Source organism: Solimonas fluminis (assembly GCF_002930645.1).
Classification (GTDB): domain Bacteria; phylum Pseudomonadota; class Gammaproteobacteria; order Nevskiales; family Nevskiaceae; genus Solimonas_A; species Solimonas_A fluminis.
Map to the genome: position 1 here is coordinate 461,092 of NZ_PSNW01000002.1, position 24,677 is coordinate 485,768.

Consider the following 24,677-nt stretch of genomic DNA (forward strand, 5'->3'; position numbering starts at 1 on the left):
CGCGTGTATGAGGAGAGAGCCTGACGTTTGACGGCGGACATTTGCGGCTCAGCCAATCGTCAGGCCTTCCTGCTCGTTCGAGCCAAGAAGCCGCCGTACAAGGCCGAGGCGGTGCCTAGGTAACGGGCAAGCGCACTAGCGCACTACCTGCTGATGTAAGTGCAGAAGCGGCGAAACACGATCCACTTCCTCCTACCGAGAGCTGGCTCGGCGGACGCGCTTCAAGATCATGATTTGCTGATTCTGGCCCGGGACGAGATGAAGGCCCAAGCGCGAGCTCCCTCCCGAAGTACTGAACTTGCTTGCGCATGAAGTATAGTGTATAGTGCATCTATACACTACACACTAGGATTCAGCTTCGCCGATGATTGCCCAGGCTCCAACCCAGCACGCTGTCTTGATTTCCTCGGGCCCTCGCCCGAGCGCCAAGCGCTGGGCTCGTTTCGTCCGTCCTGACCAGCTTCACCATCGGGCGCAAGTGCGTCGCATCGTCAAGGAATCCAATGGTGCAGCGTCCGTCGTGCTTGCTCCAGACAACGGCATCCCCGAGGGCGTGCGGGCCGGCCAGTTCCTGACCCTGGTCGCACAGATCGATGGCAAGCCGGTGAAGCGGGCGTATTCCCTCAGCGAGCTTCCGAAAGACGGCACGCTGACTATCACCAGCAAGCGCGTCGAGGGCGGCGTGATGTCGGCGTACCTGAACGCGCGGCTGCGCGAGGGTGACTGGCTTCAGTTCGCAGGCCCCAGTGGCGACTTCGTTCTGCCAGCGCAAGCGCCGGGTCACTACGTCTTTGCTGCAGCGGGTTCGGGCATCACCCCGATGATGGCGATGCTCGACCAGCTGCTGGGGCAGGAACACCGCACCACGCCGATCACCCTGTTCTATGGCAACCGGCGCGAGCAGGACATTCTGTTCCGCGAGCGCCTGGATGCTCTGGCCCGCCGGAACAAGAACCTCGACGTCCGCTACGTCCTTAGCAAACCCGAAAAGGGCTGGGACGGCCATCGCGGGCGCATTGGCGGCGACGCATTGCGGGATGCCGCGCCGGGTGCTGCGGTGCACTACTTCCTCTGCGGTCCGGATAATTTCAACGACTCGCTGCGCCGCCAACTCGTCGCGCTCGGGGTTCCGCCACAGGCCATCGCCAGCGAGCGTTTCACGACCTTCGCGCGTGAATCGCGCCCGCATCCCAAGGACCCGCATCCGGTGCTGTTCCGGGTGGGGGGGGCAGAGAAAGAGGTAACGGTGCGGCCCGGCGAAACCCTGCTGGAGGCGGGTCTGCGCGCGGGCGTCGCGCTGCCTTTCAGTTGCACGATGGGCGGCTGCGGACATTGCAAGGTGAAGGTGCTCGATGGCGACGTCGCCACCGACGCGCCGAACTGCCTAACCGAACCCGAGCGCCAGGCCGGCTACGCACTGGCCTGCTGCGCCTACCCGCATCGTCAGGCGACTATCACCGTCGTGGAGACAGCATGATGAGTGCTGCCGCGGAGTCCACCTACCGGATGGCCGAAGTGGTTCGGCGCTCGGGCGTGACCCGGGAGACCATCCACTTCTACCTACGTGAAGGGCTGCTCCCACCGGCCCGCAAGACCGCGCACAACGCCGCCCTCTACGGCGACGAACACCTGCACCGTCTGCGATTGATCCGCTCCTTGCGTGAGGAGCATCTGCTGCCCTTGAAGGCGATCAAGAGCCTTCTCGACGACCAGCCGGAACTTCAGTTCAGTGCCGACCAGTTCGCCACGCTGCAAGCCCTGCGTCGTTTGAGACTCAACGACCTTCGTCAGCAGAGGCCCGGCGGCGACTGCAAGACCGCAGGCGATCTTGCCGGTGAGCTGGGCCTTACCCCCGGCGAGCTGCAAGAGCTGCGCGACATCAAGCTGCTCACCTCTGCCGATAACGAGGCGCTCGACGCCGACGAGGCCGAGTGCCTGCGGCTCTGGACCGTGGTGCGCGATGCCGGCATCAACGCCGAAAAGGGTTTCAGCCCTCGCGACATCGGCTACATCGATCAGGCCGCCAAGCTGCTGTTCGAGCGCGAAGTCGCTTTGTTCAAGGACCGCGTTCAGCAGTTGCGCCCGGCTGAGATCGATTCGCTGTTGCACACCGTTATCCCGGCCATCCACCGGCTGCTGGTGATCCGCCATGAACGCATGATTTCGGCGCTGCTGGAGGTGTATGGGGCCTCCGCAGCGCAGACGACCCCGTCCCAGGAGGAGAGAACCGTATGAGTACCGCCACCCCCGCTGCCCTGAAACTTGGCCGCATGTTGAACGGCCTGCCGCTCAAGATGCAGAACAAGGTCACGCAGACGATGGAGAACATCTCACTCGTCGCGGAGATTCGCGACCCCAAGGTCGGGGCGAGCATGTTGCCCTCAGCTTACCGCGGCCTCTGGCAGCGCAAGGGCAAGGGCGACGATTGCGTGCCGATGAAATCCGGCCATGCCGTGCATTTCGACCTGAACTACGGCACCGACTTCCCCGAGATGTATGACCTTTACCGCCGGGCAGTCGCCAACCAGTGGGACGGCGAATGGCAGCTCGACTGGAGCACGCAGGTCGATCCGATGAATCCAGAAACGCCCATCCTCGGCCACACGCCGTTTGCGCCGTTCGATGGGCTGGAGGCTGCGGGTGTGAAGCTCGACGCTACCGAAAAGCAGAAGCTCAACTACCACTTCGCGGCCTGGATGCTGTCGCAGTTCATGCACGGCGAGCAAGGCGCGCTCTACGCCTCTGCGCAATGCACGGAAGCCGTCAGTTGGGTCGATGGCAAGCTCTATGGCGCCACCCAGGTGATGGATGAGGCGCGCCATCTGGAGGTGTTTCTGCGTTACCTGGAGACCAAAATAGAGCGTGTATACAAGGTCAACGACAACCTCTTCGTCATCATCGATGACCTGCTCACCGACTCGCGCTGGGACGTGAAATTCCTCGGCATGCAGATCATGGTCGAAGGGCTCGCGCTGGGTGCCTTTTCCACGATGTACAACCAGACCGGCGAGCCGCTGCTGAAGAACCTGCTCCGCTACGTGATCCAGGACGAAGCCCGCCATGTCCACTATGGCGTCTTGGCGCTTCGTGAGCACTTCACCAAGAACCTCTCTGCCTCGGAGCGTCGCGAGCGTGAGGATTGGGCTTTCGAGGTGGCGATGCTGATGCGCAACCGCTTCTTCGCCCACGAAATCCACGACGAGTGGTTTGCGCACCGCGTTCCGCGCGCGACCTGGAACCGCTTGATGGCCGAGTCGCCAGCCATGACCAAGTTCCGCAGCATCATGTTCCAGCGCCTGGTGCCGAATCTCCAATACATCGGCCTGCTCTCGCCCCGCATGGAGAGCTACTACGAGAAGGCTGGCCTGATGGCCTACGCCGGCGGCAAGAACGCCAGCCAGCTCTCTGAGCAGGACCTGCTGCGCGACAATGACGCGCTCGCCCAACAGGCCATCGAGAAGCTCCGCGAGGCAGCTTGAATAGGCTATACCCCATCGCCGACGGCTCTGCCGCCAGCGATGGGGTATGCAGCGCCGCATCCACGCGCCCGTCTTCCCATTCCGATTCCCATGACCACGGCTTCCCTTCGACCCAGCGATTGCCAGGACGCTGCCGCGACGCAAACCATCTCCGGGGCGCTATGTCCCACCGCCATCATCAATTCCGACCACGCTGCGGTCATACGGTTCGCGCAAGCGCATGAAAGAGCAGGCCAGCCCATGCGTGAAAAGGCCGTGGCGCTTTACTACGCCGTTCGTGACGGCTTCCGCTACGACCCCTATCAGCTGGATCTGACCCCCTACGGCATGAAGGCCAGTCGCGTGCTAGACACCGGACACGGCTGGTGCGTAACCAAGGCCGTGCTGCTGGCCGCCGCCTGCCGGGCTTTGAGCATCCCCGCCAGAGTCGGGTTTGCCGATGTGCGCAATCACCTGTCCACGGCGCGTCTGCGGGAGACGATGAAGACCGATATCTTTTACTGGCATGGCTACACCTCGATCCGGCTTGATGGCGGATGGGTCAAGGCGACGCCGGCGTTCAACATCGAGCTGTGCGAACGCTTCGGCTTGCTGCCGTTGGAGTTCGACGGCCGCGAGGACTCGATCTATCACCCCCTCGACCGTGCCGGAAACCGCCACATGGAATACCTGTCGATGCGCGGCGAGTTCGACGACGTTCCGCTCGCCAGCATGGTGACGACCTTCCGCCAGCACTACAGCCAGATGAGCCGTCTCGAAGAGTCAAACTTCGACGATGACGTGCGTAGCGAAGTCGCATCCGATCGATGAGGCCTGACATTCCTGAGGACAGCATGGCGGCCACCGACGCCCGATTCAACTCTCTGGGCGATCCGGTCGCACTTGCTCGCTTCTTCTGTGAGCGCGTCCCGCACAGCCGCGACCTCGGCATGGCGATCCTGCCAACAGAAGGGCCGCAGGCCTGTATGCGTCTGGTGCCGCAAGCTCATTTTCTGGATGAACCCGGCGAATCGATATGCAGCAGCGTGCTTTATTCGCTCGCCGACTCCGCAGCCGGCCTGGCCGTATTCGCCGCCACGCGGACGCTGACGCCAATCGCCACGCTGGACCTGCGGATGAACTACCTGCGGCCCGCGCCGTGCGACCATGCTCTGGTCGTCGATGCGAGATGCGAGGCCGTTACCGACGATGTGGCTTTCGTGCGTTGCCTGGTGCATGCCGAAGGCAGCCGGGAGCAGTTGGCCACGGGCGATGCCACCTTCATGCGTAGCACCCGGGGCCGGCGTTTTGACGCCGCGCCGCCACTCGACACACGGCCTGCGAGCTTGCTGCAGACGGCCACTCCGGCGCCGAACCTCAGTAAACCGGCCCGCTCCTACGCGCAGTATCTAGGCGTTGAAGTGCTTGGTGGGAGTGATGGCCTGCGGCTGCATCTACCTTTCCGTGAAGCGCTGATCGGCAATATCCAGATTCCTGCCCTGCATGGTGGCGTGCTGGGTGGTCTGATCGAGGAGGCCGCGCGCGTGGCCGTCGGAGCTGGCCAGGGCGAGAACAGCGCGCTGCGGATCCTCAACTGCGACATCGACTATCTGCGTTCGGCGCGGACGGTGGACTCCTACGCCACGGCGGAGATCGTTCGCCGCACCCGACGCACCGTGCTGGCCAGGGTCGTCTGCTGGCAGTCGGAGGATCGCGTGCCGGTGGCAACCGGCCGCGTGCAGATTCTTCTCAATTCGTCCACCGCCAGTGCGGAACCCTCTGCGGCGGAGGCATCCGCGTGACCGCGACTGCCGAAGCAATGACTTTGGGTAGCGATGCGCATGCCGGTCGCATGGGCGTTGAACCCGTTGCCATCGTCGCACCGGATGGCCAGGAGATCACCGTCTGGCGCTGGCCGCACCAGCGCGGTCGCCCGACGCTGCACTGGGCACACGCCACCGGCTTCCACGGTCGCACCTATCACCCCTTGCTCGATACGCTGGCCGAAGACTTCAACGTGCTGGCCTGGGACATGCGCGGCCACGGTGCCAGCGCGGCAGCGGGCGCACTAAGCAGCTTCCGTGGCTGGCGGACTTACTACGATGACCTCTGCGCGCTGGTCGAGAGTCAGGAAGAGCCAGTCTGGCTGGCCGGCCATTCGATTGGCGCCACCGCCAGTATCATGGCGGCTGCCCGTCTGCCAGCGCGTGTGCAGGGCCTGGTGCTGGCCGAGCCGGTGATCCTCGACCGCGTGCAGGGTTTGCAGCTGCGCACCGCCAAGCTGCTGCGGCAATCGCACCGCTTCGGTTTAGCTGCGGGGGCGGCGCGCCGCCGCGCGCATTTTGCATCCCGCGCCGAGGCCGTCGAGAAATATCGCGGGAGAGGCGGCTTCCGCAGTTGGCCAGCGCCGTGGCTGGATGCTTACGTCGAGCACGGCTTCGTGGATGACGACATGGGTGTTCGCCTGGCCTGCGCACCGGCTTGGGAGAGCGCGACCTTCACGCATACCGAGCACAACGCCTGGCCAGACATCCGCCGATTGCGCTGTCCCGTCATCGCACTGAGCGCGTCGCATGCTTCGACCTTTGCGCCGGCCGCGCGTCAGCGCTTGAGGACTGTCTTGCCGGCTGCCGAGGTCACTACCGTGACGAACACGACGCACTTTTTGCCAATGGAGCATCCGCAGGCGGTCGCGGACGCCATCAGGCGCCTGCTGGCGCAGCAAGCCGGGACGCGCGCGCAGACAGACGGCCAAACGCAATGAGAACGCAAGCCATCCGCCTCTCGCCGAATCCGCTGGTCTCCTCATCTCCCAACGATGCAGCATCTCCTGCGCGCCATCTTTTCGCGATGTCGCTGGCTCTCCTATGTGGTGCGCTCATGAGCTGTAAGCGCAGCGATGAACCCGTCACCGAGCCCGCTCCATGGGTTTTGAGCGTGGCGCTAGAGCCTGTTTCAGGCACAGCAGTGGTCGTGTCCGGCACAGTGCGCGCACGCTTCGAGACGCTACTGTCCTTTGAGGTCGGTGGGCGCATCGCGGCGCGTCTCGCCGAAGCCGGGGACAAGGTAGTGGCTGGTCAGCCGCTTTTTCGGTTGGATCCGAAGGACTTCGAGCAGTCCATGCGTGCTGCTGAAGCGGACCTTGCCTCCGCGCAGGCCGCAAGAAGCCTGCGTGGTGCCGACCTGGCTCGCGCAGAAACCTTGTCAGCGCAAGGCACGATCAGTCGCCAGGCGCTGCAACGCGAGCAGGTGGCGGACGAGCAAGCGCGCGCGCAGGAGCAGGCCGCAAAAGCCCGGCTTCAGCAGGCGCGCAATGTTCTCGGCTATTCGCGTATCTCCGCTCGGCAAGACGGTGTGCTGATCGAGGTCACCGGCGAGCCAGGCCAAGTGGTCGCCGCCGGCGAACCCGTTGGTCGTCTAGCCAGCGGGGCCCTACACGAGGTCGAAGTCTTTCTGCCCGAACGGCTGCGCCCGCCTGCGAGCGGCCTGCTGCAGCTGGATGACAGCTCGACACTCAAGCTGACCCTGCGCGAGGCAGCAGGTGCTGCGGATGCCATCAGCCGCACCTGGCGTGCGCGCTATCAGCTGCCGCAAGAAGCCGCGCAATTGCCGCTGGGCACCGTAGTGCGTGCACGCTTCGACGTTCCGCAACCAGAGCCAGGACAGAAAGTGGACCAAGCAGCCACAGCAGAGGTCTATCGCGTGCCCCTCTCCGCCGTTGACGAGCGCGGCGAAGGTCCTCGAATCTGGCGTATGACCAACGCCGGTGTGGAGCCCGTTCCGGTGCGGGTGCTTACGCTTGAAGGAGACACCGCACGTGTGCAGACTTCACTGCCGCCGGAGGCGCGCATCGTCGCTGTCGGCGGGAATTTGCTGCGACCTGGCATGGCGGTGCGCGAGCGGCGGCAATGAGGCTTCCCAACCTATCCGCACTTTCTGTGCGCGAGGGCGCGGTCACTCTTTTCTTCCTGCTGCTGTCGCTCGCCGTCGGGGCCTACACCTTCTTCAGCATGGGGCGCGCCGAGGACCCCAGCTTCACGCTCAAGGTGATGGTGGTATCGGCGCTGTGGCCTGGGGCCGACGCCGCAACGCTGCGCGATCAGGTCGCGCAACGTTTGGAAAAGCGTATCCAAGAGGTTGACGAAGTCCATCACGTCGACACCACTATCCGCCCCGGCCGGGTGGACCTCATGGTCGAGTTTCAGGACTACATCAGTAGCGAGCGTGCCCGCCAGTTGCGTTACGAGGTGCGGCGCCGGATGGAGGAGGAAGCGCGAACACTACCGCCTGGAGCCATCGGTCCCATCGTCAATGAAGACTTCAGCGATGTCTATTTTTGCCTGTTGTCGCTGACCGCACCCGGCCTGCCGCAGCGGCTGGTTCTGCGTCAGGCTGAAGCCATCCGCGACCGGCTGCAGGCCGTTCCCGGAGTCCACAAGGCCTTGCTGCTGGGGGAGCGCCCCGAACGCTATTACGTGGATATCGACAACGACAGATTGCTCAATCTGGGCATACCGCCGGAGCAGATTTTCGCTGCTCTCGAAGACCATAACCACCTGTTGCCGGCTGGCCTGATCGAGTCCCGCGGACCGCGCATCTATTTCCGCGTGGACGCCGACCTTTCGGACATCAAGCATCTGCTGGCGCTTCCGATCCGCATCGGCGAGCGCATCCTGCGTCTGGATGAGATTGCCGCCATCCATCGCGGCTACGAAGAACCTCCGAGTTACCTCGTTCGCGCGGTCGGTGAGGACGCGGTGCTGATCGGAGTGGTCATGAAATCCGGCTTCAATGGTCTGACACTCGGCAAGTCGCTGGACAAATTCCTGACCACAGAACACGCCCAACTGCCACTGGGCATCAATCTAACCCGGCTTACCAACCAAGCCGAGTCAATCGACCGATCAGTCAGCCTCTTCCAGCTGAAGTTCTTCATTGCCGTCGGCGTGGTGCTGCTGGTGAGCGCGGTGGCAATCGGCCTGCGCGCTGCCCTGGTGGTGGGCATCGCTGTGCCAGTGACCTTGGGATTGACGTTCTTCCTGATGCACCTCGCCGGACACGATCTCAACCTTGTGACACTGGGTGCGCTGATCCTTGCGCTCGGCCTGCTGGTGGATGACGCCATCATCTCCATCGAGATGATGCTGGTAAAAATGGAGGAGGGCCTTGATCGTCTGCATGCGGCCGCTTTCGCCTGGACGAGCACGGCCGCGCCGATGCTGTTCGGGACACTGGTCACCATCGCCGGCTTCGTGCCCATCGGCTTTGCAGCGTCGAGCACCGGCGAGTATGCCGGAGGCATTTTCTGGGTTCTGGCCTTTGCCCTGCTGCTGTCTTGGATCGTGGCCGTCACCTTCACCCCCTATCTCGGCGCGCGCCTGCTGCCGCCGCCAGCAGCTACCGTTGCACAGCACGGTGGGGCCGGCTTGTATGACACCTCCGGATATCGCCGTCTGAGAGGGGTTATCGAATGGTGCGTGCACCGTCGCCGCACCGTCGTCGGTGGCACTGTGGTGCTGCTGGTGCTGTCGGTGCTGGGCATGATCCTATTGGTGGAAAAGCAGTTCTTTCCACCCTCGGATCGGCCAGAGGTGCTGATCGACATATACCTGCCGCAAGGCAGTTCGATTGCCGCCACCGATGCTGTGGCGCGGGCGGTCGAGACGCAGCTCGTCAAGATGCCGGGCGTCCGAAGCCACTCCACCTACGTCGGTGCCGGAGCACCACGATTTTTCATTTCGGCGTCTCCGCAGTTGCCCAATCCAGCCTTCGCCCGTGTGCTGGTGATTAGCGAAGACGTTGCCGCGCGCGAGACCATCATCAGCCGGCTACAGGCCCAGATCGACGGCGGAGCTTTCCCTGGCGTGATGGTGCGCGTTTCCCGGCTGCGTTACGGGCCGCCGGTTGACTGGCCGGTGACGATGCGCGTGCTTGGCGATGATCCTGTCGAGCTGCGCCGCATCGCGGAGAAGGTGCGAGCCGCAATGGCTGCACACCCCAACACGCGGATGACCCATCTGGAGTGGGACGAGCGGGTGCCCACCATCAGGCTACGTGCCGATGCCGAACGCCTGCGCCTGATCGGCCTGACACCACGCGACGTGGCCGAGCAAATGCAGGGGGAGTTGCACGGGAGCACCGCGACGATCATTCGTGAAGACGTACGCAGCGTCGAGCTGCGCGTGCGTGGCTCTGAGGCCTATCGTCGAGACGGCGGTTCGCTGGAACTGAAGACGCGCGAAGGGCGCAAGATTCCAATTGCGCAGCTCGGCGACTTCGTGGTGGACTTCGAGGACCCGGTGCTGCGGCGGTACAACCGGCGTCTCTACATTCCTGTACATGCCGATATCGAAGGGGCGCAAGTCAATGACGTGACCGCAGAAGTATGGCGATCGCTGGAGCCACTTAGATCGGAATTGCCGGACGGATACAGCATCGAGATCGGCGGCTCGGTCGAACGCTCGAAAACAGCCAATGCTGCCATCCAGAAGCTGCAACCCTTGGTTGTAGTGTTGATGATGAGTTTCATCATGCTTCAGATGCGCAGCTTCTCAGGCATGTTCATGGTGCTGGCTACTGCACCGCTCGGTCTGATGGGAGCGGTCGCGGCACTGCTGCTTTCAGGCATGCCCTTCGGCTTCGTGGCCACGCTGGGCATCATCGGCCTGGCGGGCATCCTCATGCGCAACACGCTGATTCTCACCCAGCAGGTGTCCGACAACCTCACCGACGGGATGAGCACTTACGCGGCGGTCGTCGAGGCCGCCGTTCGACGCGCACGGCCGGTGGTTCTGACCGCCGCCGCTGCTGCCTTCGCATTCATTCCCCTGGCCTTCAACGGCTTCTGGGGACCGCTGGCAGTGGTGCTGATTGGCGGCGTTATCGTCGGGACGGCGATCACGCTGCTTTTTGTGCCCGCGCTCTACGCGCTCTGGTATCGGCTCCCCACCCGAGATACGCCCGCCTATGCAAAAGGAGCTTGAAGATGTCTGCATGAGACTCGGCCACATCGGCAACATTTACGGATAGAGCTTCGCTGATGATGCCTGAACGGAGACCTCCGCAGCTTTTATTCCAATTTCTCGTTACGGTCAGCAGCGAACGACCGAAACCCAATCTTGCGAAGACTCTCCATGCGCAATGCCGTAGCAGCCCTGCTCAGCTTCCGAAACTAGGCAGGCATGCACCACACCCCGGCGTGGGGCTTCAAGCGGGCCCGCGTTGGGGCTTAGAACCTGTCGCGGACCATCAGGGGGAGTTCTTCTTCGCACTTCCTGCGCAGCTTCACGGAAGCCGTCATTCAGCTCCCATGGAGCCACTGCGCAGTTTCGCTGAAAGCAGCTGCGCAACAAGCTGGCGGACTGTAGAAAAAAGGGAGGCCAGAATCGCGATCCTTCCTTGGATTCTGCATCGCCACCGTGCCTACTGGGGGAACGCAGGATTGTTCAATCCTGATCCACCGCCGGTGACCGCGGACCGCCATTAAGGTCGACTCAGCAGTTCTGCGACGAGCGCACTGCCGCCGCAGGGCGGCAGTCCCTAGCTCAGTTGCGCCTCGGTCGGGGCTGTGTAAGGGGGGAACTGCCGGTACAATATGAACCCTATAGTATTCATTGGTAAATGGCACCCCATATGCTGTTCGAAAAGCCTTTCATCACTTTGCCGCCCAACTCAATGGGAAGAGATTTCTGCATTGGGGACCTCCACGGCTGCTTGGAGATGCTGAACCGGTTGCTCTTCGAGGTCCGCTTCAACCCCCGACAGGATCGCTTGTTTTCCGTCGGAGACCTGGTGCACCGCGGGCCTTCGTCAGTTGAGTGCCTACGGCTGGCGGAAAAGCCTTGGTTTTATGCTGTCATGGGCAATCACGAAGCCATGCAGATGGGGGCCTATCGTGGCGCCATTTCATCGGAACGAGGCCTGGTCTATTCGATGTGCGAGTACTTCGGTCCGAATGATCCCTTGCGGCCTGGCAATAACGATCAGGCACGCATGGAGAAGATACTAAGCCGTCTGCCGCTGGCCTTTGAAATTCTCCTGGCGGATGGGCGCAAGGTCGGCATTGTCCATGCCGGCCTACCCAACGAATGGACCTGGGCAGATGTTAGCGACATGCACGAGCATGGATCAGACCTGTACGAGAGATACGGCCGTCTTCAGAGACGAATTCTCTGGGATCGAAGCACGACGATCGCCGCTGGCATTGCTTCCATCCCTGACATCGAAAAGGACATCCACCGCCTGTATCCGCCAGCGACTCGCTTCGAGCACGAATTGGCGACGTGCCCCGTCTTGGGGCTTGACCTGCTGGTCTCCGGGCATACAACCCTGGCCTCCAGGCAGCCGCTTTTAGCGCGAAATCGTCTGCATTTGGACACCGGCGCCGGTATGGAGGATGGTCGACTGACCTTGGTCGAGTTGCTCTCGGGGTACTACTGGCAGGTGCCCGATCCTCGACGCGAGCCGGATATGCCCGTGACCGAGTACGCGAGTATCCCGACCACGCTCCCTAACCTATCGTGGCTGAGCGATTCGGAGCGAGCGGTACTGCAAGTGGCCAACGAAAAATCAAGAGATCATTGATCTCGCAGCCTCGATGCAGACGTCTGAGTGTCCTGCTCGGTCCGCTTTATCCACCTCGTGGGTTCCCCCCGGCTACATTGATACGCCCACGAGAGGGCCTAATCCTATCAGCGTTCGGTGCCTTGCCCTGCAGTTGCGATACCTCGTCGCTCACCTGTCTGAGCAATGCGGCGGGCGTGGTCCGCGTGAATATGGCGTAGGTCAGCACGTAGAGGGAAAGCGGGCTGACACGCATCTTTCCGGCGAGGGCATCCACCTTCTCGAGCGTCGGGCTTTTCATCCCCCGTTCCAGGCTGCTGATATAGGTTCGACTCGAGACATCGCTGAAGTCCTCCTGGCTGAGGTCCGCATACAGGCGAACCTTGCGAAGGGACTCGGCAAACGCGCCTGCAAGCTTCATGGTGGCTCCCGAAGAGGAGCCACCTATTTAGTTTCTTGCACACTATAGAGCTACAATCTATAGTGTTCATTAATTGCAATATCCCAAGGCCCGCGCTTTCCGCGCCGCAGCGACACCATGCATCTGTGTCTCCATCCGGATAGCGGCGAACTAGAGCTTAGGGCTGTGCTGCCTGAGCATGTCGCCGAGGCGCTTGCGATCCAGCTGGAGCGCATTGCGGATAAAGTAAGCCGCGACGCGCTATTCCGTCGGGTGTCGACAGTTGTGGCCGACGCTGTTGCCCATACGTTGGACTTCGACCTGCAGCCGCCGACGGATCGACAGGTGCGCTTTGCCGGCACCATAGCTCGCCACCTGGGCGTAGACATTCCCGCCGATGTTTTCCGCTTTCGCGGCCCCATGACGCGCTTCCTGGATAAGCATGCGCCCACCTTCCATGCCCGGGTAAGCCGGCGAAGCGGCTCGGCGACGCCTGATGACGCCGCCGATATCATCGGGCGGCGCTGGTCCTGATGCTGGGCTGTGCCATCGCCCAGAGGGCACGACATTCCCGCATGGGATGGCTTTGCAACCACAATCAAAGAGCTGCTTGGCTGCCGTGCCCCGGGATATTACAGAACGCCATCTCGTTGCGCACAAAACGCCAGCCAACTCGCGCGGCGACACCAGCAGACTTGCGCACTACCTTCTGACGGCGAAGCAGCGAAAAGTGTTCTCGATCCATCTGAATTGACAACGATATCTACTGCGTCGATTGTCGTTGGGATTACCAAAGCGGAAGACATATCCAAGGCGAGTCACTTGCGCTGTGGCCTTCAACCAAGACTTCCAGCGAACCGCTGTGCCAGCCGCTGCTTCTTGAACGCCTCTACCACATGCTCCACGAAAACACGGGTCTTGGCTGGCAGCATCGTCCGCGTCGCGTAGTACAGTGAAATAGGGCCAGCGTCCGCGTACCACTTCGGTAGGACACGCACCAGCCTGCCGCTTTCCAAGTGCGGCGAGGCATGCGGCACCGCGACTAGTGCGACGCCGAGGCCGAGCAGCGCGCTGCGACACATCGCCTCGGGATCGTTCATCACCAGCGTATCGGTCGTCTGCGCAGCCATCTCCTGGCCGGCGACATTCCGCATGGTCCAGTTACGGATGCGCCCGGTGCGGACGGACCGCATGCCGATGCCGGTGAACTTGAGCAGTTCCGAGGGATCGGTGGGCAGGTCTTTTCCGGCCAGATACGCGGGCGAAGCCACCGCGATGATGTGCGCCGGAGCCAGCGGCCGGGAGACGACGCCGGGCGCCAGCTCGATGCCGCCCCCGATCGCCGCGTCGAAACCCTCGGAGATCAGATCGACCTGGCGATTCTCGAAGTCCCAGTCGATGCGGATATTCGGGTAGCGCGCCAGAAACTCCGGCAGCAAGGGCAGCAGGTAATCCATGCCGAACGTCAGCGCCATGCTGACCTTGAGGACCCCCGCCGGCTCCTCGTCATCCCGTGAGACATCGGCGATGGCCGACTGCAGTCCGCGCAGATGTCCACGGACCGTTTCCAGGAAGCGCTCGCCGGCTTCGGTAAGCGTGAGCTTGCGTGTACTGCGCTGGAACAGGCGCACGCCGAGATTGCGTTCCAGCATGGCCACGTTGCGGCTGACGGCCGCCGGCGTCAGGCCCAGCTGGCGGGCGGCGGCGGAAAAGCCGCCGTTCTCGGCGCTGCGGACGAAGGACTCCAGGTTGGCCAGCGTTTCCATGCTTCGCCCTATTTTCAATCAAAAGTAATAAATGAAACCAATCATTACCCACTAATCAAGGGTCAATCAAGTTGGGAGACTGGCCTCACTTTCCAACCCCGCAGGAGATTCACCATGAACCAGCAGCTCCCCCTCAGCGGCAAGGTCGCCCTCGTCACCGGCGGCTCACGCTCTATCGGCGCCAGCATCGCGAAGCGGCTCGCCCGCGATGGCGCCGCCGTCGCCATCACCTACAGCGCGTCTCCGGACAAGGCGCAGGCCGTCGTGGATGAGATCCAGGCGGCGGGCGGCCGGGCTGTTGCCATCCAGGCGGACGCGGGCAACGCCGAAGCCGTGCGCGCCTCGGTGCGCCAGACGGTGGCGGAGCTGGGCGGCATCGACATCCTGGTGAACAACGCCGGTATCGCCATCAACGCGCCGATCGACGAGTACAAGCTGGAGGACTACCAGCGCATGATCGATGTCAACGTCACCGGCGTGTTCGTGGCGACCCAGGAGGCCGTGCGGCATATGAAGAAAGGCGGCCGGGTGATCCACATCGGCAGCTCGATGACGCGCTATGCGGCTTTCGGTACCGCGTCCGTGTACACACTGACCAAGAGCGCGGTGTCGGGCTTCAACCGCAGCCTGGCCCGTGACGTCGGGCCGCGCGGCATCACGGTCAACACGGTCCATCCCGGTCCGACGGACACGGACATGAACCCAGCCACTGGCCCCGTCGCGCAGATCGTGGGCCCGGGCCTGGCGCTCGGCCGCTACGGTCAGCCGGGCGAGATCGCCGGCGTGGTGGCCTTCCTCGCCGGACCGGACGGCTCCTTCGTCACGGGTGCCGACATCGTCGCTGACGGCGGCTTTACTGCCTGATACGTAGGAGACCTCCATGAGCACTATCGGAATCATCGGCGCCGGCAGCATCGGCTCGGCGTTTGCTCGCGCGCTGGCGCGCGCCGGCCTCCAGGCCACTCTCGCCAATAGCCGCGGCCCGCAATCGCTCGCGCAACTGGTCAAGGAACTCGGGCCCTCGATCATGGCGGGGACGCGAGAGGAAGCGGCGTCGAAGGACATCGTCCTGGTCGCGGTGAACTGGTCGAAGCTGCCGGAGGCGCTGAAGGGACTGCCGGACTGGGATGGTCGCATCGTCATCGACGCGAACAATCCGATCGAGGCGCCGCTGTTTCAGCCGGCCGAGCTGCATGGCCGTGTATCGAGCGAGGTGTTTTCGGACCTCGTTCCGGGCGCGAAGGTGGTGAAGACCTTCAACCACCTGCAGCCCGCGCTGGTTTCAGGTGATCCTCGGGCTGAGGGTGGACGGCGCGTGCTGTTCGTGTCGGGCGACGATGCAGCGGCCAAGGCCAAGGTGACTGCGCTCATCGACCGGCTCGGCTTCTTCGCGATGGACCTCGGTCCATTGGCGGTGGGTGGCCGGCTGGCTCAGTTCCCGGGTGGGTCGCTGCCTACGCACAATCTGGTGAAGTTCGGCTGAGGCAGCCCTAAGATGGGCGCCGATCTTCATCGATCGGCGCCCGCTTGTTGCGGTCAAGGGTGCGCAGGCTCAGGGAGGAGGGTGAGCAGGAAGCTGATGCCGTTGAGCAACTGGCTGATGTAAATGCGCAGCGTCTTGGCGTCAGTGCGCATTTGCTAGGGGGCCGATGCGCAGACCGGCTGGCGTGGGGCAGACGATTCGCTGGTTGCGGCGCCAGAGTCGTTGAACGACACTGAAGACCGAGACTCCCGGTTCGCTGTGAGACCAAGCTCATCGAAACCAGTCGAATCAGCTTTAGCCCGGCAGCGCCCGATTCGGCTACAAGAAACAAATCGGCTGCCATCGGATACATCAATTTATTCATGCATTTATTAATATGCTGAACGATTTATATCCGATAGAAGGAAAAGACAGCTACACCCTGCTGGACATGCTGCTGCAGCTGCAGCAGAAGGCGCCGGTGAAGTTCGAGCTGCTGGCGGTGAACCTGGACCAGAAGCAGCCGGGCTTCCCCGAGCACATCCTGCCGGAATACCTGAAGTCGCTGGGCGTGCCGTACCACATCATCGAGCAGGACACCTACTCGGTGGTCAAGCGCGTGATCCCGGAAGGCAAGACCATGTGCTCGCTGTGCTCGCGCCTGCGCCGCGGCTCGCTGTACAGCTACGCCGCCGAGCACGGCTACACCAAGATCGCGCTGGGGCACCACAAGGACGACATCGTCGCCACCTTCTTCCTCAACCTGTTCCACGGCGGCAAGCTGTCCGCCATGCCGCCCAAGCTGCAATCCGACGACGGCCGCAACGTGGTGATCCGCCCGCTGGCCTACTGCCGCGAGCGCGACATCGCCGCCTACGCCCAGCTCAAGCAGTTCCCCATCATCCCCTGCAACCTCTGCGGTTCGCAGGAGCAGTTGCAGCGCAAGCAGGTGCGCCGCATGATGGAAGGCTGGGAGAAGGAGCACCCGGCGCGCATCGAGCAGGTCTTCGCGTCGCTGACCAACGTGGCGCCCTCGCAGCTGGCCGATCCGAAGCTGTTCGACTTCGCCGGCCTGGGCGGCGACAGCCGCGGCGGCGGCGACTGGCTGATGCCGGGCGCCGAAGCCGGCGACGAGTCCGGCCATGTTTGACGACCCCGGCCGCCTCTACTTCTTCTTCGACTTCATCTCCCACAACGCCTGGCTGGCCTGGAACCGCATCCCCGAGCTGGCCCGGCGGCATGGCCTGGCGCTGGAGCCGGTCCCGGTGCTGTTCGCCGGCCTGCTCAATGCCCATGGCCAGAAGGGACCGGCCGAGGTGCCGGCCAAGAACCAGTGGATGATCTGGAACGTGCTGCGCAAGGCCCGCCAGCTCGGCATCCCGCTGGCGCCGCCGCACTCGCATCCCTTCAATCCCCTGCTGCCGCTGCGCCTGGCCTGCTGCGGGCAGGATGCCGACCAGCGCCTGAAGCTGATCGACGCCCTGTTCCGCGCCGCCTGGGCCGAGGGCCGGCCGGTGAGCGAGGCCGAGGCGCTGCGCTCGGTGCTGGCGGAGTCCGGTGTCGACGCCGATACCTGGCTCAGCGAAGCGGCCTCCGCGCCGGCCAAGGATCGCCTGCGGCGCAACACCGAAGCGGCGGTCGCCGCCGGGGTCTTCGGCGTGCCGGCGATGCGGGTCTGCAAGGCGCCGGGGCACGCGGAACTGTTCTGGGGATTCGACGATCTGGAATACATGGACCTGTTCCTGCAGGGCCGTGATCCGCTGGGCACGCGCGAAGAGCACGCCGCCTGGCTGCAGGTGCGCCCGAGCGCGCAGAGGCCTCGCTGACATGAACATCATCCGCCGCTGCCTGTTGCCGCTGCTGGGCCTGCTGGCCGCGCTGCCGGCGCTGGCCCAGGAACCCTCGCGGGCTCCCTTCCTGTGGGAGGTCGAGGGCGGCAAGGCGCGCCACTACCTGCTGGGCTCGGTCCACCTGCTGCCGGAGGACGCCGGGCAGTTGCCCGACGGCCTGGAGCAGGCCTACCTGCGCTCCGCCGAGCTGATCTTCGAAAGCGACATCGCCGCGCTGTCGTCGCCGGAGATGCAGGCCAAGCTGCTGGCGGCGGCCAAGGCCGAGAAGCCGCTCAAGGCCAGCGTCGCGCCTGCCCTCTACGAGCGCCTGGTGCGACGCGCCGCCGACGTCGGCATGCCGATGGCGCTTTGCGAGCCCTTCCGCGCCTGGTTCTGTGCGCTGTCGCTGGAACTGTTCAGCTACCAGCACGCAGGCTTCCGTGCCGACCTGGGCATCGACCAGCAGTTCTTCCAGCGTGCCGTGCAGGACGAAAAGCCGGTGCGCTGGCTGGAAGAACCGCAGGCGCACCTGGCGCTGTTCATCGACACCACGCCGGCGCAGTCCGAGCAGTTCCTCTCCGCCACCGTGGACGAGCTGGTGGAGGCCGGCACGGAGCCGGAGGACCTGCTGCGCACCTGGCGCGAAGGCGACGCCGAGGCGCTGGAACAGGTCGCCGGGCAGCTGAAGGCCCGTGCCCCGCTGGTCTACGAGCGGCTGCTGGCGGCGCGCAACCGCGCCTGGCTGCCGCGGCTGCAGGCCGCGATGGACGGCGACAAGCCGCAGATGGTGGTCGTGGGCGCCGCACATCTCTACGGCCCCGACGGGCTGGTGGCGCTGCTGCGCCAGAAGGGCTACCGCATCCAGCAGGCCGACCAGGCTGCCGCCGGGTCGCCGCGGCGGGCGCTGCCGCCGCAGGCGCGGCTGCGCTGAAGGACCTGGCGGCCTAGGGTGGCAGGATGAAGGAGCGGAGCTTCACCGGGTCCACCGGCAGCGGCTCCGCCGCCTGGCTCTCGATCACCGGCAGCGGTGCCGGGGCCGGCCGCGTCGCCGGATCGCGCGGCGCCAGCAGGTCCGCCAGCGACTCCTCGCCCGGCCTGGCGGCCGGCGGCAGGTCGCGGTGGGTATTCTCCAGCGGCGTCTCCTGCGTCTCCGCCGGGTCGTCGACGTAGCGGGTGGCGACCGCCGCCGGCGTTTCCGGCTCCGGCAGGAATTCCGCGGTACGCTCGGCCGGCGTTTCCACCACCGGCTCCTGCGGCGATTCGGCCGCCGCCGCGTCCAGCCACTCCTGCACCGCCGGATGCATCAGCACGTTGTAGACGTACTCGCGCTCGGGGCCGTCGAGCGCCACGGCGTAGGCATGGAAGCGCAGGGCCACCGGCGCGAACATGGCGTCGGCGATGCCGAAGCGGCCGAACAGCCAGGGCCCGCCGCGGCCATGGAGGCTGCGGGCCTCGCGCCACAGGGCGCGCACGCGGGCGATGTCCGACGCGGCTTGTTCGCCGACCTCCCGGGCCGCCGGCTTGCGCAACGCGTCGAACGGCAGTTCGCGCCGCAGGTCGGCAAAGCCCGCGTGCATCTCGGCGGACATGGCCCGGGCCAGCGCCCGCGCGGCCGGGTCCAGCGGCCAGGCCAGCGGCAGGGCCAGGGTTTCGGCGGCGTACTCGCAGATGGCCAGCGATTCCCAGACCTTGAGCCGGCCCTGCAGCAGGCAGGGAACCTTGCCGCTGGGCGAGTGTTCAAGAATACGTGCGCGGCTGTCCGGCTGGCCCAGGGGCAGCAGGATCTCGTCGAACGGCACCTCGTGGTGGCGCAGGAACAGCCAGGGCCGCAGCGACCAGCTGGAGCGGGCCTTGCTGCCGAGAACGAGCGTGAGTTTCTGCTGCATGCGGCACTCCCTGGCCGGAAGGCGTCCGGTTGGACGCTTCACTTCACTGTGGCCGTCACAATCACAAATAATACGAGCCCAAGCAAGACAGATGCCGTGACGTCGATCCCCTTCTCACCTGCCTGCCGCCGGCTGCTTCCTGCACTCCTGCTGTGGGCGGGGTTTGCCCATGCCGGCGTCGAGGTGGAGGTCCTGGGCCTGGAGGGGGCGGAGAAGGAGAACGTCGAGCAGCGCCTGCGCATCCGTGCCTCGGCCAGGTCCGAGGAGCTGGACGACCTGCTGGTGGAGGGCCTGCATGCCCGTGCCGGGGACGACATCCGCGGCGCGCTGCAGCCCTTCGGCTACTACAGCCCGAAGATCGAGTCCTCGCTGGAAGGCGAGGCGCCCCACTGGAAGGCGCGCTACACCGTGGACAAGGGCCTGCCGACCCTGATCACGCGCATCGACGTGGAAGTGGAGGGCGAGGGCCAGAAGGACCGCATCTTCCGGCGCATCTTCCGGCGCTTTCCGCTGACCACCTACGAGCGGCTGCAGCACAGCGAGTACGAGCAGGCCAAGACCAGCCTGGCCCAGGCCGCCTACGCCGAGGGCTACCTCGATGCCACCTTCACCAGCTCGCAGCTGCGCGTCAATCCGGAAGAGCGCAGCGCCGAGGTGGAACTGATCCTCAGCACCGGGCCGCGCTACTACTTCGGCCCGGTCACGGTGGAGCAGACCCACCTCGATCCCGGTATCGTGGAGCGCTACGTCACGATCCAGCCCGGGGCGCCGTTCGATCCGCAGGTCCTGGTGGACACGCAGTTCGCCCTGACCGACCTGGACTACTTCCAGAGCGTGGAGATCGAGCCGCGGCGCGACAAGGCCGAGGACCATCGCATCCCGATGGAGATCCACACCACGCCGCGGCCCAAGCGCAAATGGGACTTCGGCGTGGGCTACGGCACCGACACCGGCGCCCGCACCTCGGTGGCCAACGACGTGCGCTACTTCAACCGCTCCGGCCACAAGCTGCACGCGGAAATGCAGCTGTCGCAGATCAAGAACAAGGCCAGCGCCGAGTACCGCATCCCCCTCGGGCGCAAGCCCGGCGAATACTGGGGTTTCGGCGGCGCGGTGGAGACCGAACGCTACGAGGATGGCGACAGCCTCAAGTACGTGCTCAACACCAGCCTCAACCGCTTCCCCGGCAACTGGAAGCGCAAGTGGTACCTGAGCTTCGAGCACGAGGAATCCGAGCTGTCCGACAAGGCGCAGACCGCGGACCTGCTGATGCCGGGCCTGGAGCTGAACCGCAGCGAGCTGAACGATCCGATCCTGACGCGGCGCGGCTGGGCGGTGTTCCTCGATACCCACGGTGCGCAGAAGGGACTGCTGTCCAACGCCAGCTTCGTCCAGGCCCACGGCATCCTGCGCGGCGTCTATCCGCTCTCGCGCCGGTGGCGCGTGCTGGGGCGCGCGGAGTACGGCGCCAACATCGTCGACGACTTCTCCGAGCTGCCGGCCTCGCAGCGCTTCTTCGCGGGCGGCGACCAGTCGGTGCGCGGCTACAGCTACCAGTCGATCGGGCCGAAGGACGCCGACGGCAAGGTCGTGGGCGGCAAGTTCCTCGCCGGCGCCAGCCTGGAGACCGACTACTACTTCTGGGACAAGTGGGGTGCCGCCGTGTTCTACGACGCCGGCGGTGCCGACGACGAGGTCATGCCGAAGCTGTTCCAGGGCATCGGCATCGGCGCGCGCTACCGCTCGCCGGTCGGCTACATCCAGGCCGACATCGCGCATCCGCTGGATGGCGACGACAGCGGCGTGCGCCTGCACATCGGCATCCGGGTGGGCCTGTGAAGCGCCTCCTGGTCGTGCTGCTCGCGCTGCTGGCCGTGCCGGCGCTGCCGCTGCTGCTGGCGGCCTGGCTGCTGGGTACGGAGGCGGGCACGCGCTTCGCCGCGGACCAGGCGCAGCAATGGGTGCCCGGCCTGCGCATCGGATCGGTGGAGGGCTCGCTGCTCAGCCCCCTGGTGCTGCGCGGCCTGCGCTTCGAGAACGAGGCCGCCACGGTGGAGATCGACGAGGCGACGCTGCGCTGGCGGCCGCGTTCGCTGCTGCGCGGCCGCCTGCGCATCACCGATCTGCAGGCCGGCAAGGTGGACGTGACACTGCGCGACACGCCGCCGGACGAGGAACAGACCCCGCCGATCAGCGAGCTGCCGCTGGGCCTGCGCGTGGTCAATGCCGGCGTGCAGCATTTGCGCCTGCGCCTGCCTGACGCGGAAGCGCCGCTGCAGATCGACGCCATCGGCCTGGACCTGCGCTGGGTCGGCCGCCGCGTGGAACTGCGCAGGCTCGCCGCCACGCTGCCGCAGACCGGCCCCCTGCTGGCGGTGGCTGACCTGCGGCTGTCGCCGGAGCGCGTGCAGGTGGAGCAGTTCAGGCTGAGCGGGCCCGGGCTTGCCGAGCTGCACGGCGAATACGCCTATGCCGGCCAGTTCGATGCCACGCTGCGCTGGCGGGATCTGCGCTGGCCGCTGCTGGACGAGCCCATGCTGACCAGCCCGAAGGGCGAGGCCGCGGTCAAGGGCTCGCCGGAATCCTACGCCTACCGGCTCAAGGCCCGCTTCGCCGAGGCGCGTGCCGCGGTGGACCTGGAAGCCGAGGGCGAGGGCACGATGGAGACGCTGCGGCTGCAGCGCCTGCAGGCCCGGGGCCTGGGCGGGCGGCTCGACGCCAAGGCCGACGTCGCCTGGGCGCCGCAGCTGCGCGTCGAGGCCGAGGGCGAGATGCGCAGCATCCATCCCGAGCAGGTCCTGCCCGAACTGGCCGGCATCCTCAACGGCCGCTTCCGCGTGCAGACGCAGCTGCAGGACGGCAAGCCGCGCATCGGCTTCAGCGCCGCGCTGTACGACTCGGTGTGGCGCGACTACCGGCTCGACCTGAAGGCGGACGGCCTCTACGCCGACGATACGCTGACGCTGGCCGCCGCGGAGCTGCGCAGCGGGCCCACGCGGCTCGAGGCCAGTGGCCGCGTCTGGCCGACGCTGGATGCCCAGGCCGAACTGGCCAGTACCGACCTGGCGCCGCTGTGGCCCGGGCTTGGCGGAAAGCTGCAGGTTCGCGCGCAGGCCCAGGGGCCGGTGGAAGGCCCGCGCGTGAAGGCACAGGCCGAGGCGCAGCAGCTGCGCTACCAGTCCCATGGCCTGGCATCGCTGAAGCTGCAGGCCGACGCCGACCTGCGCGGCAGCAGCAATCCCGAGGACTGGAAGCTGCAGGCGACGCTGGATGCGCGCAGCCTGGCCTCTGGCGACCTCCGCGCCGCCAGCCTGCAGCTCGACGGCCATCTCGACCTGCGCCGCGACAACCGCCTGAGGGTCCGGCTGGCCGACGCGGATGCCGGCCTGCGCATCGCCGTGGCCACGCTGGAGCTGGATGGCCGCCTTGCCCAGCACGAGCTGCGCCTGGCGGCGCAGACCGACCAGGGCGATGCGGAACTGGCGTTGCGCGGCGCCGCCGACCTGCCGCGCCAGCGCTGGCGCGGCCAGCTGGCCAGCGGCCGCCTGGCGCCGAAGCAGCTCGCCGCCTGGACGCTACAGGAGCCGGCGGCGCTGGAGCTGTCCGCCACGGCACAATCGCTGGAGCCCGCCTGCTGGCGCAGCGCGCCGGCGCGCGCCTGCCTGCGCCTGCTGCGCGACCCCCGCGTGCAACGCGTGGCCTTCCGCCTGGAGGATTTCGCCTATGCCTACCTGCAGCCCTTCATGCCCAAGGGCTGGGAGGTGGACGGCAGCGTCGATGGCTCGGGGCAGATCGACCTGACGCCCGCCGGGCGCATCGCCGTGCTGCGTGCGGATCTGGCCACCAGCGCCGGCCAATGGACCGTCAACGAGCGCAGGCTGTTCGAGTTCAAGGCCGGCACCGCCCAGCTGGCGCAGGAGGGCGACTCGCTGCGCGCCAGGCTGGACCTGCCCTTTGCCCAGGGCCTGGCCCGGCTCGACGCGCGCCTGGGGCCGGGAGCGCTGCTGGCGCAGCGCCCGCTGTCGGGCGAGCTGGAGGTGGAGCTGCCGGAGCTGACCTGGCTGCGGCTGTTCACCACCGAGGTGACCTCGGTGGAGGGATCCATCGGCGGGAAGTTCCAGCTGGGCGGCACGCTGGAGAAGCCGCTGGCCCAGGGCGAACTGGCGCTGCGCGACGGCAAGCTGCGGCTGGCCACGCCGGGCATCGAGATCAGCCCGCTGAAGGGCAGCCTGCGCGGCGGTTCCGAGGGCGTGTTGGAGCTGGACGTCTCCGGCTTCTCGGGCGGCGGCGAAGTCCGCGTCGCCGGCCGCATCGATCCGCGCAGCGACCCGGTGCAGGCCGACATCCGAGTCACCGGCAAGGACTTCCAGGCGGCGCGCCTGCCCAGCGCCAAGGTCTGGATCTCGCCCGATCTCAAGCTCGGCCTGAGCAAGCGCCAGCTGCGCGTGACCGGCGAGGTGCTGGTGCCGCGCGCCGAGATCGCGCCGCCGGACTTCGCCACCGGCATCGGCCCCAGCTCCGACCAGATCATCGTCGGCCGTGACGGCCAGCTGCCGGAGCCGGGCGGGCTGCTCAAGCTGCTGGCGGAGGTGCAGCTCAAGCTGGGCGACCAGGTCAGCTTCAAGGGCTACGGCCTGACCACCCGCTTCGGCGGCGGCATCACCATCTTCGAGGAGAGCGGCCGCGACACCCGCGCCGCGGGCGAGATCAACCTGATCGGCGGGCGCTACAAGGCCTATGGCCAGGACCTGAGCATCGAGACCGGCCGGCTGATCTACAACGGCGGCTTCATCACCACCCCGCTGCTGGAGCTGAAGGCGGAGCGCAAGCCCAGCGAGGACGTCACCGTCGGCATCCTGGTGCGCGGCACGCTCGAAAAGCCGCAGTTCAGCGTCTACTCCACGCCGTCGATGACGCAGCAGCAGCAGCTGTCCTGGCTGATCCTCGGCCGCCCGATGGACGAGGGCAACAACACCGAGGGCGACCGCAACATGCTGGCCAGCGCCGCGCTGGCGCTGGGCCTGAGCGGCGGCGGTTTCCTGGCCAACCGCCTCGGCACCAGCGTCGGCATCGACGAGATCACGGTGGGCTCCAAGCCCGGCGAGACCTCCGACCAGGCGCGCCTTACCGTGGGCAAGTACCTCTCGCCAAAGCTCTACGTCAGCTACGGCATCGGCATCTTCCAGCCGGGCAACATCTTCAAGCTGGCCTACGATCTGGGCCACGGCTTCAAGCTGCAGACCGAATCCGGCGTGGAGGCCGGCGGCGACCTGCTGTACACGATCGAGCGTTGAGCACCTGACGATGTCGTCAG

20 protein-coding genes are annotated in these 24,677 nt (G+C 65.7%); 17 read left to right on the forward strand and 3 right to left on the reverse strand.

Translation table 11 applies throughout. The features are described 5' to 3' along the window. Positions 1-478 precede the first annotated feature (478 nt). From C3942_RS05990 to C3942_RS06030, 9 genes are all read left to right on the forward strand, one after another. Positions 479-1,477 carry a ferredoxin--NADP reductase gene (locus tag C3942_RS05990; RefSeq protein ID WP_165797346.1) on the forward strand — a complete coding sequence of 333 codons (999 nt, stop codon included), beginning with the start codon at positions 479-481 and terminating at the stop codon, positions 1,475-1,477. After that, entirely contained in the window at positions 1,474-2,235 is a 762-nt protein-coding gene (locus C3942_RS05995) for a MerR family transcriptional regulator (RefSeq protein ID WP_207765984.1), read from the forward strand. Before C3942_RS05990 ends, C3942_RS05995 begins: the two co-directional genes overlap by 4 nt. Next, on the forward strand, positions 2,232-3,479 hold the full coding sequence (locus C3942_RS06000; protein WP_104229450.1) for a ferritin-like domain-containing protein: 1,248 nt from the start codon (positions 2,232-2,234) through the stop codon (positions 3,477-3,479). Before C3942_RS05995 ends, C3942_RS06000 begins: the two co-directional genes overlap by 4 nt. Positions 3,480-3,569: 90 nt before the next feature. Continuing rightward, positions 3,570-4,289: a transglutaminase-like domain-containing protein gene (locus C3942_RS06005; protein ID WP_104229451.1), complete on the forward strand. Its 720-nt coding sequence runs from the start codon at positions 3,570-3,572 to the stop codon at positions 4,287-4,289. A 23-nt stretch (positions 4,290-4,312) separates the two neighbouring features. Further along, entirely contained in the window at positions 4,313-5,260 is a 948-nt protein-coding gene (locus C3942_RS22215; RefSeq protein ID WP_165797347.1) for a PaaI family thioesterase, read from the forward strand. A 50-nt stretch (positions 5,261-5,310) separates the two neighbouring features. Next, positions 5,311-6,222: an alpha/beta fold hydrolase gene (locus C3942_RS06015; protein WP_104229452.1), complete on the forward strand. Its 912-nt coding sequence runs from the start codon at positions 5,311-5,313 to the stop codon at positions 6,220-6,222. Then, entirely contained in the window at positions 6,219-7,370 is a 1,152-nt protein-coding gene (locus C3942_RS06020; RefSeq protein ID WP_207765986.1) for an efflux RND transporter periplasmic adaptor subunit, read from the forward strand. Before C3942_RS06015 ends, C3942_RS06020 begins: the two co-directional genes overlap by 4 nt. Further along, the gene (locus C3942_RS06025; RefSeq protein ID WP_104229454.1) at positions 7,367-10,441 is read left to right on the forward strand and encodes an efflux RND transporter permease subunit; all 3,075 of its coding nucleotides are present in this window, start codon (positions 7,367-7,369) and stop codon (positions 10,439-10,441) included. The genes C3942_RS06020 and C3942_RS06025 overlap by 4 nt, the downstream gene beginning before the upstream one ends. A 649-nt stretch (positions 10,442-11,090) precedes the next feature. Beyond that, positions 11,091-12,041 carry a metallophosphoesterase gene (locus C3942_RS06030; RefSeq protein ID WP_165797348.1) on the forward strand — a complete coding sequence of 317 codons (951 nt, stop codon included), beginning with the start codon at positions 11,091-11,093 and terminating at the stop codon, positions 12,039-12,041. Between the two features lie 46 nt (positions 12,042-12,087). Here C3942_RS06030 and C3942_RS06035 read toward each other — a convergent pair whose 3' ends face one another. Continuing rightward, positions 12,088-12,441: a helix-turn-helix domain-containing protein gene (locus C3942_RS06035; protein WP_104229456.1), complete on the reverse strand. Its 354-nt coding sequence runs from the start codon at positions 12,439-12,441 to the stop codon at positions 12,088-12,090. Positions 12,442-12,558: 117 nt separating this feature from the next. Between C3942_RS06035 and C3942_RS06040 the strand changes: the two genes are divergently transcribed. Next, the gene (locus C3942_RS06040) at positions 12,559-12,954 is read left to right on the forward strand and encodes a hypothetical protein (protein ID WP_133164243.1); all 396 of its coding nucleotides are present in this window, start codon (positions 12,559-12,561) and stop codon (positions 12,952-12,954) included. A 302-nt stretch (positions 12,955-13,256) separates the two neighbouring features. Here C3942_RS06040 and C3942_RS06045 read toward each other — a convergent pair whose 3' ends face one another. Further along, positions 13,257-14,186 (reverse strand): LysR family transcriptional regulator, encoded by a 930-nt coding sequence (locus C3942_RS06045; RefSeq protein ID WP_104229458.1) that lies wholly within the window; start codon positions 14,184-14,186, stop codon positions 13,257-13,259. Between the two features lie 114 nt (positions 14,187-14,300). On the opposite strand from C3942_RS06045, the gene C3942_RS06050 reads away from it, so the two are divergent. The 5 genes from C3942_RS06050 (at position 14,301) to C3942_RS06070 (ending at position 18,408) form a co-directional block, all read left to right on the forward strand. Continuing rightward, positions 14,301-15,050, forward strand: a complete 750-nt coding sequence (locus C3942_RS06050) for a 3-oxoacyl-ACP reductase family protein (RefSeq protein ID WP_104229459.1) — start codon at positions 14,301-14,303, stop codon at positions 15,048-15,050. Positions 15,051-15,066: 16 nt separating this feature from the next. Continuing rightward, positions 15,067-15,669: an NADPH-dependent F420 reductase gene (locus C3942_RS06055; protein ID WP_104229460.1), complete on the forward strand. Its 603-nt coding sequence runs from the start codon at positions 15,067-15,069 to the stop codon at positions 15,667-15,669. Positions 15,670-16,045: 376 nt separating this feature from the next. After that, positions 16,046-16,798 carry a tRNA 2-thiocytidine(32) synthetase TtcA gene (gene ttcA, locus C3942_RS06060; RefSeq protein WP_104229461.1) on the forward strand — a complete coding sequence of 251 codons (753 nt, stop codon included), beginning with the start codon at positions 16,046-16,048 and terminating at the stop codon, positions 16,796-16,798. Continuing rightward, positions 16,791-17,474: a 2-hydroxychromene-2-carboxylate isomerase gene (locus tag C3942_RS06065; RefSeq protein WP_104229462.1), complete on the forward strand. Its 684-nt coding sequence runs from the start codon at positions 16,791-16,793 to the stop codon at positions 17,472-17,474. Before ttcA ends, C3942_RS06065 begins: the two co-directional genes overlap by 8 nt. 1 nt (position 17,475) lies before the next feature. After that, positions 17,476-18,408 carry a TraB/GumN family protein gene (locus tag C3942_RS06070; RefSeq protein ID WP_104229463.1) on the forward strand — a complete coding sequence of 311 codons (933 nt, stop codon included), beginning with the start codon at positions 17,476-17,478 and terminating at the stop codon, positions 18,406-18,408. A gap of 13 nt (positions 18,409-18,421) precedes the next feature. On the opposite strand, the gene C3942_RS06075 is transcribed toward C3942_RS06070, so the two are convergent. Next, positions 18,422-19,363 (reverse strand): glutathione S-transferase family protein, encoded by a 942-nt coding sequence (locus tag C3942_RS06075; protein WP_104229464.1) that lies wholly within the window; start codon positions 19,361-19,363, stop codon positions 18,422-18,424. A gap of 96 nt (positions 19,364-19,459) precedes the next feature. Here C3942_RS06075 and C3942_RS06080 point away from each other — a divergent pair, with 96 nt between their 5' ends. Then, on the forward strand, positions 19,460-21,202 hold the full coding sequence (locus tag C3942_RS06080) for an autotransporter assembly complex protein TamA (RefSeq protein ID WP_133164244.1): 1,743 nt from the start codon (positions 19,460-19,462) through the stop codon (positions 21,200-21,202). Continuing rightward, positions 21,199-24,657, forward strand: coding sequence for a translocation/assembly module TamB domain-containing protein (locus C3942_RS06085; protein WP_104229466.1), 3,459 nt, complete (start codon positions 21,199-21,201; stop codon positions 24,655-24,657). The genes C3942_RS06080 and C3942_RS06085 overlap by 4 nt, the downstream gene beginning before the upstream one ends. The last annotated feature ends 20 nt before the right edge of the window (positions 24,658-24,677 follow it).